Annotated in this window: 13 protein-coding genes and 1 pseudogene; 11 read left to right on the top strand and 3 right to left on the bottom strand. The window is 72.6% G+C overall.

Annotation, left to right across the window (positions count from 1 at the left end; genetic code table 11):
* Nucleotides 1–985: 985 nt before the first annotated feature.
* The 5 genes from ABH920_RS23450 (at nucleotide 986) to ABH920_RS23470 (ending at nucleotide 6620) form a co-directional block, all read left to right on the top strand.
* On the top strand, nucleotides 986–2071 hold the full coding sequence (locus ABH920_RS23450; RefSeq protein ID WP_370351241.1) for a LacI family DNA-binding transcriptional regulator: 1086 nt from the start codon (nucleotides 986–988) through the stop codon (nucleotides 2069–2071).
* 51 nt (nucleotides 2072–2122) lie between these two features.
* Nucleotides 2123–3817: a ribulokinase gene (locus tag ABH920_RS23455; RefSeq protein WP_370351242.1), complete on the top strand. Its 1695-nt coding sequence runs from the start codon at nucleotides 2123–2125 to the stop codon at nucleotides 3815–3817.
* Entirely contained in the window at nucleotides 3814–4509 is a 696-nt protein-coding gene (locus ABH920_RS23460; RefSeq protein WP_370351243.1) for an L-ribulose-5-phosphate 4-epimerase, read from the top strand. The genes ABH920_RS23455 and ABH920_RS23460 overlap by 4 nt, the downstream gene beginning before the upstream one ends.
* On the top strand, nucleotides 4506–5999 hold the full coding sequence (araA, locus tag ABH920_RS23465; protein ID WP_370351244.1) for an L-arabinose isomerase: 1494 nt from the start codon (nucleotides 4506–4508) through the stop codon (nucleotides 5997–5999). The genes ABH920_RS23460 and araA overlap by 4 nt, the downstream gene beginning before the upstream one ends.
* 171 nt (nucleotides 6000–6170) lie before the next feature.
* The gene (locus ABH920_RS23470; protein ID WP_370351245.1) at nucleotides 6171–6620 is read left to right on the top strand and encodes a hypothetical protein; all 450 of its coding nucleotides are present in this window, start codon (nucleotides 6171–6173) and stop codon (nucleotides 6618–6620) included.
* A gap of 65 nt (nucleotides 6621–6685) precedes the next feature.
* Here ABH920_RS23470 and ABH920_RS23475 read toward each other — a convergent pair whose 3' ends face one another.
* On the bottom strand, nucleotides 6686–7975 hold the full coding sequence (locus ABH920_RS23475; protein WP_370351246.1) for a peptidase S8: 1290 nt from the start codon (nucleotides 7973–7975) through the stop codon (nucleotides 6686–6688).
* A gap of 131 nt (nucleotides 7976–8106) precedes the next feature.
* On the opposite strand from ABH920_RS23475, the gene ABH920_RS23480 reads away from it, so the two are divergent.
* From ABH920_RS23480 to ABH920_RS23505, 6 genes and pseudogenes are all read left to right on the top strand, one after another.
* The gene (locus tag ABH920_RS23480; RefSeq protein WP_370351247.1) at nucleotides 8107–8709 is read left to right on the top strand and encodes a sugar O-acetyltransferase; all 603 of its coding nucleotides are present in this window, start codon (nucleotides 8107–8109) and stop codon (nucleotides 8707–8709) included.
* 109 nt (nucleotides 8710–8818) lie between these two features.
* Complete coding sequence (locus ABH920_RS23485; protein WP_370351248.1) at nucleotides 8819–11782, top strand: AAA family ATPase; 2964 nt, start codon at nucleotides 8819–8821, stop codon at nucleotides 11780–11782.
* A gap of 218 nt (nucleotides 11783–12000) precedes the next feature.
* Nucleotides 12001–12180, top strand: a pseudogene (locus ABH920_RS23490) (DUF5999 family protein); the annotation flags it as partial.
* Between the two features lie 17 nt (nucleotides 12181–12197).
* On the top strand, nucleotides 12198–12929 hold the full coding sequence (locus ABH920_RS23495; RefSeq protein WP_370351249.1) for a GGDEF domain-containing protein: 732 nt from the start codon (nucleotides 12198–12200) through the stop codon (nucleotides 12927–12929).
* Between the two features lie 30 nt (nucleotides 12930–12959).
* On the top strand, nucleotides 12960–13574 hold the full coding sequence (locus ABH920_RS23500; protein WP_370351250.1) for a GNAT family N-acetyltransferase: 615 nt from the start codon (nucleotides 12960–12962) through the stop codon (nucleotides 13572–13574).
* A gap of 100 nt (nucleotides 13575–13674) precedes the next feature.
* Nucleotides 13675–14517: a hypothetical protein gene (locus ABH920_RS23505; protein ID WP_370351251.1), complete on the top strand. Its 843-nt coding sequence runs from the start codon at nucleotides 13675–13677 to the stop codon at nucleotides 14515–14517.
* Nucleotides 14518–14525: 8 nt separating this feature from the next.
* Here the strand turns inward: ABH920_RS23505 and ABH920_RS23510 are convergent, their stop codons facing one another.
* Together ABH920_RS23510 and ABH920_RS23515 are read right to left on the bottom strand one after the other, a co-directional pair.
* Nucleotides 14526–15431 (bottom strand): HEAT repeat domain-containing protein, encoded by a 906-nt coding sequence (locus ABH920_RS23510; RefSeq protein ID WP_370351252.1) that lies wholly within the window; start codon nucleotides 15429–15431, stop codon nucleotides 14526–14528.
* 74 nt (nucleotides 15432–15505) lie between these two features.
* A complete protein-coding gene (locus ABH920_RS23515) occupies nucleotides 15506–15940 on the bottom strand; it encodes a hypothetical protein (RefSeq protein WP_370351253.1) in 435 nt (144 codons plus the stop codon).
* Nucleotides 15941–15969 lie beyond the last annotated feature (29 nt).

Raw genomic sequence — 15969 nt, forward strand, 5'->3', positions numbered from 1 at the left:
CCGAGTGGACCCCGTCCACACCACAGGCGGGGTTGTCCCGGATCCCTCGTCGCTGTCGGCGGTGCTTGCACAACCAGCCCGGACTGGCGGTGTCCGGCCGGACGAGACCCGACCACAGCAGCGTGCGATGCGGCTGGACACCGCCAGGCCGGGATGGTTCCCTTTAGGGCGACGACAGCGACGAGGGATCCGGGACTCGGCGACCAACACACAAACCGCCGCCGAGGCGGGGGGTTGGGGATCCCTCAGAGTCTCGAGTGCCCCCGCCGGAGGCGCCTGCTTTTGACTGTTGGCGCCCACCACACGCGGCCGCCAGCCGCCAGACCAAACGTGTGCGCAGTGACTCGGACCCGCGCGCGGTCGTGCCCAGCACCACCGCCAGCCGCCAGCGCAACCACCGGCACACCACCGAACTGCGCCACCCAGCGGATCCTTCTTAAAGCCCTGCGAAGCCGTCAAAAAAGGCCTTTGACTGTCAATCCACAAACAAACCGCACCCGCCACCAGCACCCACACATAGGTCAGCAGCGCCACAAAATGCTGCCCCGCCCGACTCGCGCACCAAGCGACGGTGGCGGCTGCCGGTCTCGGTCGCCGCCCACCACCCGCACACCGAGCCGTGCCACCGACAACACCAGCCCTTAACCTGCGCCCCGGCCTGACCTCGCGCATCCCGCCGGGCCCTTGACAGCCCTTGAGTTACCGGTAACACTCTCGTCCCACGAAGCCGTCGTCGACAGCGGCGACTCCTCCTGGACGAAATCCCACCCACTGGCGCCCCTGACATCCGCCTCAGACCTGCCCGAAGGAGCGACGTGAACCTCAGCAAGCGCGCTGTCGGCCGCCGACGGCATGTCGCTGCCGAGCGCGCCCGGCGAGCGCGTCATGCTGGTCAAGGATCTGATCCCGGCCGCCGTGGCTGTCCGTGGCGGTCCGTGGCGCGCGGGCCGAGCGGTGGGCCGCGGCGGCTCGATAAGCTGCGCGGATGGCGGGCGACGGGGCCGGTGGGCGCGAGGACGAGGAGAGCGGTCGAGTGACCAGTGAGCGGGTGCGGCCTGTCGAGGCGGTGCGCGGCGGCGGCCGGCCGGGGTTGCGGGATGTGGCCGAGCTGGCCGGGGTCTCGCACCAGACGGTGTCGCGGGTGTTCAAGGACCACCCGCGGGTCAGTGCCGAGACCCGGGCCAAGGTGCTGGCCGCGGCCGCGCAGCTGGACTTCCGGCCCAACGCCATCGCGCGCGCGCTGGCCACCGGGTCCTCGCGGACCATCGGGGTGGTCAGCTTCGACACCACGCTGTTCGGTCCCGCCTCCATGGTCAGCGCTATCGAGAGCAGTGCCCGGGACGCCGACTACTTCGTCTCCGTCATGGGCCTGGCCTCGCCCAGCCGGCGCTCGGTGGCTGAGGCCGCCGACCGGCTGCGCGGGCAGGGCGTGGACGGCATCATCCTCATCCCCGGGCACGTCCCGGCCGACCAGGTGGTGCGGCACCTGCCCGGCATGCTGCCGGTGGTCGCGCTGTCCGCGGCGCAGACCGTGGCCTCGGCGACCGTGGACCAGTACGACGGTCCGCTCGCGGCAGTGCGGCACCTGCTGGACCTCGGCCACGCCACGGTGCACCACCTCACCGGCCCCGCGGACTGGAGCGAGGCGCGCGAGCGCGAGCGTGCCTGGCGTGACGCGCTGACCGCGGCCGGGGCGCCGGTGCCGGAGCCGCTGCCCGGGGACTGGAGCGCGGCCTCCGGCTACGAGCGCGGCAAGCTGCTGGCCGCCGACCCCGCGGTGACCGCGGTGTTCGCCGCCAACGACCAGCTGGCGCTCGGTGTGCTGCTGGCGCTGCACGAGGCCGGGCGGCGGGTGCCGGAGGACGTGAGCGTCATCGGCTACGACGACATCCCCGAGGCCGCCTTCTTCACCCCGCCGCTGACCACCGTGCGCCAGGACTTCGCCGCGCTCGGCCGCCGCAGCATGGCGCTGCTGCTGGACCAGATCGGCGGCGCCCAGCCGGCCACGCCGACCGCGGCGGTCATACCCACCGAGCTCGTGGTGCGCCGCAGTACCGCGCGGCGTACCTGACCAGTTTCACCAGCCAACGCATGAGGAACCGCGGAGGGATCGCGTCCGACCATGAGCAGTGTTACCGCTAACATCGAGCAGTACGTCGTGGGCGTCGACTTCGGCACGCTGTCCGGGCGCGCCGTCGTGGTCCGCGTCGCCGACGGCCGGGAAGTCGGCAGCGCGGTCGTCGAGTACCGGCACGGCGTCATCGACCACCGGCTCCCGGACGGCACCGGCCCGCTCCCGCCGGACTGGGCGTTGCAGAACCCTGAGGACTGGCGCGAGGTGCTGCGCGGCGCGGTCCCCGCGGCCCTGGCCGCCGGCGGCGTCGACCCCGCCGCGGTGATCGGCCTGGCCACCGATTTCACCGCCTGCACCGTGCTGCCCGCGCTGGCCGACGGCACGCCGCTGTGCGAGGTCGAGGGCCTGGCCGGGGTGCCGCACGCCTGGCCGAAGCTGTGGAAGCACCACGCCGCGCAGGGCCAGGCCGACGCGATCAACGCCCTGGCCGCCGAGCGCGGCGAGGCCTGGGCACCGCGCTACGGCGGCAAGCAGTCCTCGGAGTGGGAGTTCGCCAAGGCGCTCCAGGTCCTCCAGGAAGCGCCGGACGTCTACGACCACTGCGAACGCTGGATCGAGGCCGCCGACTGGATCGTCTGGGAACTGACCGGCACCGAGTCCCGCAACGCCTGCACCGCCGGATACAAGGGGATCTTCCAGGACGGCTCCTATCCGTCCACTGACTTCCTGGCCGCCCTCGACCCGCGCTTCGCCGACTTCGCGACCACCCGCCTGGAGCACCCCGGCGGCCTGGCCGCCCTCGGCTCCCGCGTCGGCGGGCTCAGCGAGCGCGCCGCGAAGTGGACCGGCCTGCCTGCCGGTATCGCGGTCGCCGCCGGGAACGTCGACGCGCACGTCACCGCCCCGGCGGCGCGCGCCGTCGAACCCGGCAAGCTGCTGGCGATCATGGGCACCTCCACCTGCCACGTCCTCAACAGCCCGATCCTGGCCGACGTCCCGGGCATCTGCGGGGTCGTGGACGGCGGCATCAGCGCCGGCTACTACGGCTACGAGGCCGGGCAGAGCGCGGTCGGCGACATCTTCGCCTGGTGGACCCGCCTGACCGGCCAGGACCACGACGCGCTGACCGCGGCCGCCGAGCACCAGCCGGTCGGCGGCCACGGCCTGGTCGCCCTGGACTGGATGGGCGGCAACCGCTCGATCCTGGTCGACCACGACCTGTCCGGTGTGGTCATCGGGCTGACGCTGGCCACCCGCCCCGAGGAGGTCTACCGCGCGCTGCTGGAGGCCACCGCCTTCGGCACCCGCGTCATCGTCGAGGCCTTCGAAGCCGGCGGCGTCGGGGTCGCCGAGTTCGTGGTCGCGGGCGGCCTGAAGCGGAACAGCTTCCTGATGCAGCTCTACGCCGACATCCTGCGCCGGCCGGTCTCGGTCGCGGTGTCCGAGCAGGCCCCGGCGCTCGGCTCGGCGATCCACGCCGCCGTCGCCGCCGGGGCGTACCCGGACGTCCCGGCCGCCGCCGAGGCGATGGGCGCGTGCGAGGCCGCCGCCTACGTCCCGGACCCGGCGCGCGCCGACGCCTACGACGTGCTGTTCGCCGAGTACCGCGCGCTCCATGACGCGTTCGGCTTTGACGACCATCAGCACAGCGGTGGCAGCGGGGGAGCGCTCCACCGCCTGCGCAAGATCCGCAACGCCGCCCTCGCCTCCGACCCTGCCTCTGAGAAAGGCCGAGCACAGTGAGCACCGACATAGCCCGGATCCGCCGAGAGGTCTGCGACCTGCACGCCGAGCTGGTTCGCTACCAGCTCGTGGTGTGGACCGCGGGCAACGTCTCGGCGCGCGTGCCGGGGGCGGACCTGATGGTCATCAAGCCCTCCGGCGTCGCCTACGACGACCTGACCCCGGCGAACATGATCGTCTGCGACCTCGACGGCGACGTGGTGGAAGGGGACCTCGCGCCGTCCTCCGACACCGCCGCGCACGCCTACGTCTACCGGCACCTGCCCGAGGTCGGCGGCGTCGTGCACACCCACTCCACCTACGCCTCGGCCTGGGCGGCGCGCGGCGAGCCGGTGCCGTGCGTGCTGACCGCGATGGCCGACGAGTTCGGCGGGGAGATCCCGGTCGGACCGTTCGCGCTGATCGGCGACGACTCGATCGGCCGCGGCATCGTCGAGACCCTGTCCGGCAGCAACTCCCCGGCCGTGCTCATGCGCAACCACGGTGTGTTCACCGTCGGCGAGAGCGCCAAGGCCGCGGTCAAGGCGGCCGTGATGACCGAGGACGTGGCCCGCACGGTCCATCTGGCCCGCGCGCACGGCCGGCCGCTGCCCATCGGGGAGCAGGACATCGCCTCGCTGTACGACCGCTATCAGAACGTTTACGGCCAGTCCTCGGACCGGTCCGCCTCACAGGGAGACGCACAGCGATGACCGCCGAAATCTGGTTCCTCACCGGTTCGCAGGGCATGTACGGCGAGGACACGCTGCGGCAGGTCGCCGAGCAGTCGCGCGAGGTCGCCGCGGCCCTGGACGCCGACGGCGCGATACCCGTGCCGATCTCCTGGCGCCCGGTGCTCACCGACAGCGCCGCGATCCGGCGGGTGATGCTGGAGGCCGACGCGGACGACGACTGCGTCGGCGTGATCGCCTGGATGCACACGTTCTCCCCGGCCAAGATGTGGATCGCCGGCCTGGACGCGCTGCGCAAGCCGCTGCTGCACCTGCACACCCAGGCCAACCGCGCGCTGCCGTGGGCCGGCATCGACATGGACTTCATGAACCTGAACCAGGCCGCGCACGGCGACCGCGAGTTCGGGTATGTGCAGAGCCGGCTCGGCGTGCCGCGCAAGACCGTGTTCGGGCACGTCTCCGATCCCACGGTCACCTCCCGCGTCGGCGACTGGTCGCGCGCCGCCCTGGCCGCCGCCGCCCTGCGCACGCTGCGCCTGGCACGCTTCGGCGACAACATGCGGGACGTCGCGGTCACCGAGGGCGACAAGGTCGAGGCCGAGCTGACGTTCGGCGTGTCGGTGAACGGCCACGGCGTCAACGCGCTGGCCGAGGCGGTCGAGCATGCCCCGCAGGAGGCGGTCGACGAGCTCGTCGCCGAGTACCCGGACCTGTACGACATCGCCCCGGAGCTGCTGCCCGGCGGCGATCGGCACGAATCGCTGCGCTACGGCGCGCGCATCGAGGCGGGACTGCGCCGGTTCCTCGCCGACGGCGGCTTCGGCGCCTTCACCACGAACTTCGAGGACCTCGGCGCCCTGCGCCAGCTCCCGGGCCTGGCGGTGCAGCGCCTGATGGCCGACGGCTACGGCTTCGGCGGCGAGGGCGACTGGAAGACCGCGGTGCTGCTGCGGGCGCTGAAGGCCGCCGCGGTCGGACTGCCCGGCGGCACGTCCTTCATGGAGGACTACACCTACCACCTGGAGGGCGACCGCGGCCTGGTGCTCGGCGCGCACATGCTCGAGGTCTGTCCCAGCATCGCGGCCGGCCGTCCGAAACTGGAGCTGCACCCGCTGTCCATCGGCGGCCGCGAAGACCCGGTCCGCCTGGTCTTCGACGCGGCCCCCGGCCCGGCGTTCGTGGCCGGCCTGTCCGACCTCGGCGACCGCTTCCGCCTGGTCGCCAACGAGATCGACACCATCGCCCCGCCCGAGCCGCTGCCGAACCTGCCGGTGGCGCGCGCCGTCTGGGCGCCCCGACCGGACCTGCGCACCTCCGCAGAAGCCTGGCTCATCGCCGGCGCGCCGCATCACACGGTGTACTCCTCGGCGCTGAGCACCGAGGTGCTGCGCGACCTGGCCGAGATCGTCGGGGTCGAGCTGCTGGTCATCGACGAGGAGACGCGGGTGCGGCAGTTCGAGCGGGAGCAGCGGTGGAACCAGGCGTACTACCGGCTGGCGAGGGGGTTCTGACGCTGCTGAGTCCGCTGCGTCATCTGCTGGTACGAACTGTCGTCGGACCTACAACGCTGGTAGGACCTGAAGCTCGACTGCCAGGACGATGACATGCGCCTCCGCTGTCGGCGAAGGTGTGTCGCGTGAACCCGGCGCGCATCCCGCACGCCGACGGCAGGAGGGGCGCCGATGCGCGAACGCGGACGAGTCACAGCACTGGCCACCGCCGCGGCGGCGGCCGGACTCCTGCTGAGCGCCTGTTCGAGCAGCGGCACGGTCGGCGGCGCGCCGGGTCCGCAGGCCGGTGCCGGAACCAGCACCGGCGCCAGCACCAGCACCAGTACCGGTGCATCGCAACCCTGCACACCGACGCCGGCGAACGGCGACTGCGGCGTCTACAACGGCACCTGGAAGGGGACCACGAGCGGTACCGCGGTCACGCTGACGGTGACCCGCGACCAGGCCGAGCTGAAGGCGCCGCACGACTGTCCCGGCTCCTTCGACGGCCAGCTCCTGCTGCTGACCTGCCAGGACGGCAACACCGACCGGCAGACTGGGAGCGCGACGCTGTCCGCGGATCACAAAACCCTGACTGTCTCCTGGGACGGCGGCATCACCGACGCCCTGACCAAGAGCTGAGAATCGCAGCACGCGAGGGGCGGTGCCGAGTTCGGCACCGCCCCTCGCACTTCCAGTAGATCGGGCTAGAACGCCCCGGTCCCGTTCGGCGTCCCCAGCCCCGTCGGCCCGTCGTAGCCAGCTCCGGCGGTGCACAGGTACGTCGGCGTGCAGGTCCCGTTCGACCCGCTGGTCACGTCGAACAGCGCGCCGGGGTTCGTGTACGGCTGGTGGCCGTACTGGACCGTGGCGGTGTTCCCGGCCAGCGCGTAGACCGAGGCGATGATCGGCGAGGACGCGCTGGTCCCGCCGACCTGCACCCAGCCGTCGGCGCCGGTGGCCAGGCCCAGGGACAGCAGCAGGTCGCAGAACGCCCCGCCGCCGCAGCTGTTCGCGGTGTCGTAGACGGCCACGCCCGTGTTCGGGTCGGCGACCGCGGACACGTCCGCGACCGTCCGGTGCGCGCACCCGGTGTCCGTCTGCCACGCCGGCTTCGGCTCCTGCGTCGAGCAGCCGCTGCCGGCGCCGGACCACGCGGTCTCGGTCCAGCCGCGGGCGTTCGAGGCGGTGCTCAGGCTGGTGCCGCCGACCGCGGTGACGTACGGCGAGGCCGCCGGCCACAGCACGCCGTAGCCGCCGTCGCCGGAGCTGGCGGTGATCGCCTTGCCGGGGTGGTTGAAGTGCGAGTCGGCGGCCAGCGTCGAGCTGTCCTCGGCCGCGCCCCAGCTGTTGGAGATCGACACCACGGCCGGGTTCGCCGCGGCGGTGTCCTCGGCGGTGGTCAGCGACGTGGTGTCCGCGCCGGCCGCCTCCACCAGCAGGATCCGGCAGCCCGGGCAGATCGCCGAGACCATGTCCAGGTCCAGACTCTCCTCCTCGGCCCAGCCGTAGTCCGCCGTCGGCAGCGGCGAGGCCGCCCCGTTACCGTTCACCTTCTGGAAGCAGCCGCTCGCGGCGGTGCAGGCCGGAAGGCCGTACGCGCTGCGGTAGGCGGCCAGGTCCGAGGCGGCGTTGGGGTCGTCGAAGGCGTCGACGATCGCCACCGTGCGCCCGGCCCCGCTCGTGCCGCTGAGCTTGTACGCCGATATCAGGTCCGAAGGTTTGAGCCCGGAGCTGGTCGGGCTGCCGGTGGTGTTCGGCGCGAGCCGTCCCCGTCCCAGGCACTGCGCCTGGCCCTTGACGACCTTGGCGCACCCGAACGGGACGATCGGGGCGAGGGTCGGCCGGGCCCCGCGAGCCACCGCCGCGCTGCCGGTCGCGGCGCTCGCCGGCGCGCCGAACGCCAGGACGAGAGCGAACGCCGCGCCGAGCGCCGCGACGCGGACGCCGGAGCGCCGCAGGAATCTCGCGACGGACGGGGGAACACGATCGTACATATTGCCTCCCGGTGGTGGATGAACGGGAGCGACAGCCCCCACCGGGAATATGCGAGCCTTGCCAATAGGAGTCAATCCTCTGCCGCAGGCCCGTAGATCCACATACAGAGCAAAGAACGGAGTGTTCTGCCGTGTCGCAGCATGATGAGGAACTAGTCCTGGCGCGCATCGCGAAGGGACTCGTCTATACCGAGACAGAAGCCGCCTTCCAGGCCTCGCGGCGCCGCACCGATGAGATATTCGAGTACAACCACACTCCACCGAGCGAACCGGACAAACGGCGGGCCCTGCTGGAGGCGATCTTCGGCTCGGTCGGTGCGCGCACCGTCCTGCTGCCGCCGTTCGCCGCCGGGTTCGGCAGCAACGTGCACATCGGCGACGACTTCTTCGGCAACGTGAACCTGACGTTCGTCGACGACGTCGACATCCGGATCGGCGACGGCGTCATGATCGCGCCGAGCGTGACCCTGACCACCACCGGCCATCCGGTGCACCCGGCGCGTCGCGCGGACTTCGGCCGGTTCTCGGAGTCGATCGTCATTGAGGACAAGGTCTGGATCGGGAGCAACGCCGTGGTGCTGCCGGGGGTGCGCATCGGCTATGGATCGGTGATCGGGGCCGGCAGCGTCGTCAGCCGGGACATTCCGGCGATGACGGTCGCGGTCGGGACGCCGTGCCGCGTGCTGCGGGAAATCACCGAGGCGGACCTCAAGACGCGCACTGCGGAGGCTTGAGGAAGCCTCTGGAGAACCCCTGGCGAGCCTCTGCGGAGCCCCTGCGCAACCCGCGTAGCCAAAGACCACCGCGTGATCTACTTTGGAGGGAATCTGGACGGGTGATCACGTGGCGGTTTCCTCCCGGCACGCCCCGGACCACACCGAGACCGTGGCGTGGTCGGGCGCGGGCTTCGCCTTCGTCGGGCGCGAACGCGAGATCGGCCTGCTGCTGGCCGCCGTCCGGCACCCGCCGGCCGTGGTCCTGGTCGAGGGCGAGGCCGGCATCGGCAAGTCCCGCCTGGTGCACGAGGCCGCCGGAGCTGTCGCCGCGGCCGGCGGCCGGGTCCTGACCGGGCTGTGCCACCCGCTGCGCGAACCGTACCCCTACGGACCGGTCATCGACGCGCTGCGCAAGGCCGGCGACCGGCTCCCGTCGGCCGCCGACATCCCGCCGAGCGTCGGCGCGCTGGCGCCGCTGCTGCCCGATCTGGCCGACCGGCTCCCGGCCCCGCCCGCACCGGCCGCCGACGCCCACGCCAAGCGCTACCAGCTGGTCAACGGCCTGCGCTCGTTCCTGGCCGGCCTGGGCTCGACGGTCCTGGTCATCGAGGACGCGCACTGGATCGACGAGGCTACCCGCGAACTGCTCCTGCTGCTCACCCGCGACATGCCCGAACAGCTCAGCCTGGTCCTCACCTACCGCGACGAGGACCTGCCGCCGGGCGTGTCGGTCCTGGGCCCCTCCTACCGGCGCCAGCCGGGGGTCAGCGGCGCCGCGATCCACCTCAACCCGCTGTCCGGCTCCGACGTGCTGGCCCTGGCCCACGACGCGCTCGGCAAGCACGCCACCCCCGAGCTGGGCAGCGCCCTGTACCAGCGCAGCGAGGGCCTGCCGCTGGCCGCCGAGGAGGACCTGATCACGCTGTCCGAGCGCGGCCCCGGCACGGACCCCGGCCCCGGCGGCGACCTGATCGACGACCTCGCGCACGCCGAGGTGCCCCGCGGGCTGCGCGAGGCGTTCACCGAACGCCTCAGCGCCCTGTCCGCCCCGGCCCGGACCGTCGTCGAAGCCGCCGCCGTCCTGGACGTCCCGGCGCCCGAGCAGCTGCTGGCCCAGGTCGCGGACCTGGAACCGGACCAGGCCGCCCGCGGCCTGACCGAGGCGCTGCGGGTCGCGGTCCTGCAGGAGACCGACACCGACCGCTACTACTTCCGGCACATGCTGGCCCAGCGCGTCGCCTACGAGCAGATGCCCGGCCCGCTGCGCAGCCGCCTGCACCGCCGCGCCATCGCCGTCCTGGAGACCCAGACCCCGCCGCCGCTGGTCCAGATCGCGCACCACAGCATGCAGCTCGGCGACCCGAACTCCTGGCTGGACCGCGCCGAAGCGGCGGCGGACCAGGCGGTCTCGCTCGGCGACTCCGGCACCGCCGCCGCGCTGCTGCACCGGATCCTGGAGCAGCCCGGCATCTCCGGCGACCGCCGCTCGCACGCCGCCCTGGCGCTCGCCGGGATCGCGGTCAACGGCGTCGACTACGTCACCGACGCCCGCGCGCTGCGCCGGATCCTGGCCGACCCCCGGCTGCCGACGACGGCGCGCGGCGAGGTCCGGCTGTCGCTGGGGCTGCTCATGGTCAGCCACGCCGGCGACCGGGCCGGGTTCCAGGAGGTGGCGCGCGCCGCCGAGGAGCTGGCCGAACGGCCGGACCGCGCGGCCCGCGCGATGATCGCGCTGGCCATGAACGAGCGTGACGGCGGCGCCGAGCAGGCGTGGGCATGGGTCGAGCGCGCCGAGGCGCAGGCCGCGCTCAGCCCCGGTCCGGCCGTGCACGCCGCGGTCCAGGCCACGCGCCTGACGCTGCTGGCTCGGCAGGGCGATCCGAGCGTCTGGGAACTCACCGAGCAGCTGCCGCGATCCAGCGACAATGACGAGGAGATGCGCCAGACCGTCCGCGCGCTCTACAACACCGGCGAGATCGCGATCGAACTCGGCCACGACCGGCGCGCGGCCCGGATGCTGAACGAGAGCCGCGACCTCGCGCGGCGCGTCAGCTATCCCTACATGGAGTCCTACAGCCGGATCGCGCTGCTCCGGCTCGACGCTCTGGCCGGGGACTGGGCCGACATCGACAACCGCTTCACCGCGCTGTGTGCCGAGTACCCCGACATCGCCATGGCCAGGATGGACGAAGCGCTCGTGGTCGGGCAGGTCGCCGCCGCGCGCGGGCTGCGCAACCGCGCCGCCGAGCTGTTCACCTCCGCAGCCGCGTACGGGGACGTCGAGTCGCAGGTCACCGGAGCGCTGCGGGCCGCCGCCGGGCTGATCGCCGTCCGGCTCTCGGCCGTCGTCGCCAGCGGGGCGACCCGCTCCACCGGCGCGGCCGTCGCCGCCGCCGGGCACGACGCCTGGGCGGTCGCCGAACCGGCGGTGATGACGCTGCGCTGGGCCGAGGCCTGGGCCCGGGGGACCGGTCTGGTCCCGGTCGCCGTCGAGGCGGCCCTGGCCTGCGGCCGCCGGGAGGCCGCCGAACAGCTCGTCGCCGACGTCGAAGCGGGGCTGCGGGGACGGGACGCGCCGGCTGCGACGGCCGAGTTCCATGTAGCGCGCGGACTGCTGTTGGGCGCGACCGATCCCGCGAGCGCGATCCAGGACTTCGAGACCGCGCGCTGCCTGTGGTCCGACATCGGGCGTCCCTATGAGGTCGCCCGCACGTCCGAACAGCTCGGGGCCGTCCTGAGCGCGGCCCGCGACGGCGAGGCGGCCACCGCCCGGCTGAACGAGGCGCTGGCCGAATACGAGCACCTCGGCGCCGCCTACGACGCCGCGCGCTGCCGTCACACCCTCCACGACCTGGGCCTGGCCCGGCCGCCGGGGCGCGGCCGCCGCGGCTACGGCGACGAGCTGAGCCCCCGCGAACGCCAGGTCGCCGAGCTCGTGGCGCGCGGCGCGACCAACCACGACATCGCCGAGGCGCTGTTCCTGTCCCCGCGCACCGTGGAGCAGCACGTCGCCCGGATGCTGCGGAAACTGGGGACCACCAGGGGAGACGTCCGCGAGGTTCTTAGGGAACGGGGACGGCACAGGGGTTGAATAAATTACGTACCCCTGCAAAATTGGATACTTATTGATCTCTACCAGGGGGACGGCGAACCTCATGGGTGGAGGCGTCTAGCGCTTCCCACCCGCAATCGCCCCACACACCCGGTGCGGAAAGGCCGGCCACGCAGGAGGCCAACATGATCGCCACGAAGGACGCCGACGCAGCGAGTCGAAGTACTGGCAGCACTGTCCTTCCTACCCAACGCACGTGCGACCACACCCCGCCGTGCCCGACTTTCGAAGCTCCGGACCGTGAGGCCGCTCACTTGGTCGCCAGCCACCCCGAACAGGGGTGGGGGCTGCTGTGCAACGGCGTGGTCCAGTTCGACGACACCGGTGAGCTGCTGCCCGACGGCCGGACCGTGGCGCCGCACCGCCGCACGGACTGAAGGCGCTGGGATCCCCGGTGGACTCCGCACTTGTCGCGTTGCTGACGGCCCCGTCCGCGGGAGCGTCCGGCTTCCTCGCGGGCCTGGCCGCCATGCGCCGCCGGCTCAGACGCGCGGCCGGCGAGGCCGCCCACGCCCGCTGGCTCGCGCACCACGACGCGCTCACCGGGCTGCCCAACCGGACCGCGGCGCGACAGCACTTCCAGCACGCCGCGCAGGCCGGACGGCCGCCCGCGGCGGCGCTGCTGGACCTGGACGACTTCAAGACGGTGAACGACACCTGGGGCCACCAGGTCGGCGACGCGCACCTGGTGACGGTCGGGGAGCGGCTGGCGGCGGCGTGCCGGGACGTCGGCGCGCGCGCTTTCCGGCTCGGCGGGGACGAGTTCGTGCTGCTGCTGCCGGGCACGGAGCCGGCGGCCGTGGTGCGGGACGTGCGCACGATCGTGGGGGCGCTGAGCGTGCCGCAGTATCTGAAGCTGGACGAGACACGGTCGGTGACCCTGGTGCCCAGCGCGTCGGCGGGGATCGCGGTGCCGGAGTCCGGGGACGCGTTCTCCGACGTGCTGCGGTGCGCGGACATAGCGCTGTATCACGCGAAGCGCTACGGCGTGGCGCCGCATCTTTATACGCCGGACATGCGGCAGCCCTGGTCGCATCGGCACAAGGTGCTGGACGAGTCGCATCTGTGCAAGGTGCGGGTTTCGGGGTTGGTCGCGGAGCAGGCTACGCGGGGGGCTTGTTCTTAGGCTGTCAGGGCGCCGCGCTACCGTGAGGACGTGATCACACCCGCCATCCGTCCCTACCGGCCCGAAGACCGCGACGCGCTCTACGACATCTGCATGCGGACCGGTGCCGCCGGCGGCGACGCGCGTGGGGTCTATCGGGACCAGACGCTGCTGCCGGACATCTTCGCCGGGCCCTATGCCACGTTGGAGCCGGATCTCGCCTTCGTGCTCGACGACGGCGGACAAGCGGTCGGGTATGTGCTCGGCACCAGCGACACCGCGCGGTTCGCGCAGGAGTTCCGGGACAAGTGGCTGCCCACGGTCGCCGCGCAGCATCCGCTGCCGGGCGGGGAGCCGGGCACGCCCGACGCGGTGATGACCCACGTCCTGCACCACCCGGAGCTGATGGTGAATCCGGCGCTCGCCGACTACCCGGCGCATCTGCACATTGATCTGCTGCCCGGGTATCAGGGGCACGGGTATGGCAGGACCCTGCTTGCCATGCTGTTCGCGGCGCTTGAGAAGGCCGGCGTAGAGCGGGTCCACCTGGTGATGTCCTCTGCGAACACCGGCGCGCGCGCCTTCTACGACCGCATCGGGTTCCACGAGATCTCCGTCCCCGACCCCGGCGAGCTGACTTTTCTCGGGCGCTCGACGGCCGCCTGACGCTCGGCGTATGGCTTGTTTCCCGGGCCTGTGCACGCGCTTCACGCGCCTGTGACGAGCCGGACCTGATCTTGCAACAGGGCCCGGGCACAGTCGGGGTATGAGGACTTCTCGTCGCGAACCCGGCCGTACCCGTCGCCGTCCGGAGTGGAGCTGGCGGCGGGAGATCATCGAGCTCGCAGTGCTCTTCCTCGCCGTCGGCACCGCGGGGCTGTTCACCGAGGTGCTGGGCCGCCGGCACTACGGCTGGCTGCTGCTGATCGCCCTCGGCGCGGCGTTGTTGGCGGCGCTGGTGTTGCAGTGGTGGTGGCGTGCGCACGGCCCGGGGCGATTACGCGCGCACACCCCGTTCGTCTCGGTACGCGGCGCCGACGCCGTGGACGAGGCGCTCGCTGAATGGCACGACGACCTGAACCTGTGGCGCATCCGGGCCGCGGTCCGCGACCGGCCGGGAAGCCTGGCGGCGGTCTGCGATCGGCTGGCCGGGGTCGGCGCGAACATCGTGGGGCTCCAGGTACACCCCCTGGGCGAGGGCGTGCTGGACGAGTTCCTGGTCGACGTGCCGCCGACTGTCGACGCTGCGACGCTCGCCGGGGCCGTCGCGGCTGGGGGCGCGGAGGTCTCGCTGATCGACCGTGCCGCGCGCGACGACCTCACGGATGCTCCGGCGCGCGTGCTGACGTTGGCGGCGCGGCTGGCCTCCGGCGACGCGGGCCTCCCGGTGGCGCTGCACGATCTGTTCGGGCAGTGCGCGGTGACGTGGGACCCGCGCGAGGTGCAGGAGGCGTCGTGCGTCGGAACGCTGATCACGCTCGCCGACCCGGGTGGCGGCGCCCTGCTGGTGACGCGGGAGGCGCTGGACTTCACGCCGACCGAGTTCGCGCGGGCGCGGGCTCTGGTGGGGCTGTGCGGGGAGCTGCGGCGGCGGCATATGGCGGAGTGAGGGCGGCGTCAGGACTCGCGGTCAAGGTCAGGCGAGCCGGCTGTATGCGCTTCGATCGCCTCGGCGAGCCGCTGCCTGGCGGCCGGCTCGAAGTCGTTCCGGCGCTGCCACAAGCGGCGCAGCAACGGCAGTGCGTCCGTCGTGGGCGACGCGGCGGCGAGCTCGAACAGCAGGGTTCCGGGGAGGATGGAATCGTCGTCCGCCAGCTGCCGCAGCTGGTCGAGCAGTGCGGCGGCCGCCCGCGGATCGCCGCGCCGGGCCAGGCCCGCCACGGCCTCTTCGGCGGCCTGGTCGTAGTCGTCGTCGAGGCGGGCGGCGAGGGCTTCGCGGATCTCGGGGCCGTCGGCGTCGAGTTGGGTGCCGAGGCCGAACGTGGCCCAGTCGCGTACCTCGGGATCCGGGTCGCGGGTCAGGGCGATCAGGGCTTCGGTGACCGCGGCGCCGGTGCCTTCGGCGACCACGGCGCCCGGCTCGTCGGCACCGGTCAGCGACGGCAGCGCGACCGCCGCGGCGAAGCGGACCTCGTCGCTCGCGTGCCCGACCTGGCGGAGCACCGCGGGCAGGGCCCGAGCGTCGCCGACGTGCCCGAGGGCGGTGACCGCGGACGCGACGACTCGGGCGTCATCGTCGCCGGCCGCGCCGATGAGCACGGGCAACGTTTCCTCCGCGTAGGGGCGGCCCGTCGCGTAGCCGATCTGCCCGAGCGCGTCCAGCGCGACCAGGCGGCGTGCGGGCTCGTCCGAGGCCGCCGCCGCCAGGACCGCTTCGAACGCGTCGCGGCCGGTGCTTCGATGCAGCTCGCCGATCAGGCGCCAGCGCTCCTCGGCGTCGCTCTCGCTCTCCTGCTTGCCGGTGCCGGTACCGGTACACGAGTTGAGCGCGGCGGCGCGGGTGATGATCTGCTCATGGTCCACCGCCTCAGTCTACTGCGAGACAGGCCTGCCGACCTGCGGTTTTCCGGCAGCCTCGGGAGCCGAACCGGGCCGCGTCACGACCCGCAGATGCCCGCCACGACCTGCGCGTCGGCGAGCGCCTGCCGGGGCGACGGCTGCTGGCCGCTCTCCGCCTGGCTCACGACAGTCTGGATGTCGTCGGCGACCTTGTTCATCGCATCCTTGCCGCCCGGCTTCCGGGTGGTTTGCGCGGCGTCTCGCAGCTGGCTGATCGAGGTGTTGGCGACTTTCAGGACCGCCTGCAGGTCGGTAGAGCTCTGAGCCTTCTCAGCGTTCTGAATCGCCTGCATCGCCTCGGAACAGCCGGCGTCGCTCCCGTCGCTCCCAGCCGAGTTCCCGCCGGTGAGACCGCCCACGGCGCTGTTCGACGACGCGTCCCCGCCGACGGTGCCCGAACTCGAGCACCCGGCGATCAGCAGCGCGATACACGCGGCACCGAATACCGCGGATATATGCGGGCGAGAGGACATTGATATTACCCCTTGTAATCATGGCTTGA

Origin of the sequence: Catenulispora sp. EB89 (assembly GCF_041261445.1) — a bacterium.
GTDB lineage: Bacteria > Actinomycetota > Actinomycetes > Streptomycetales > Catenulisporaceae > Catenulispora.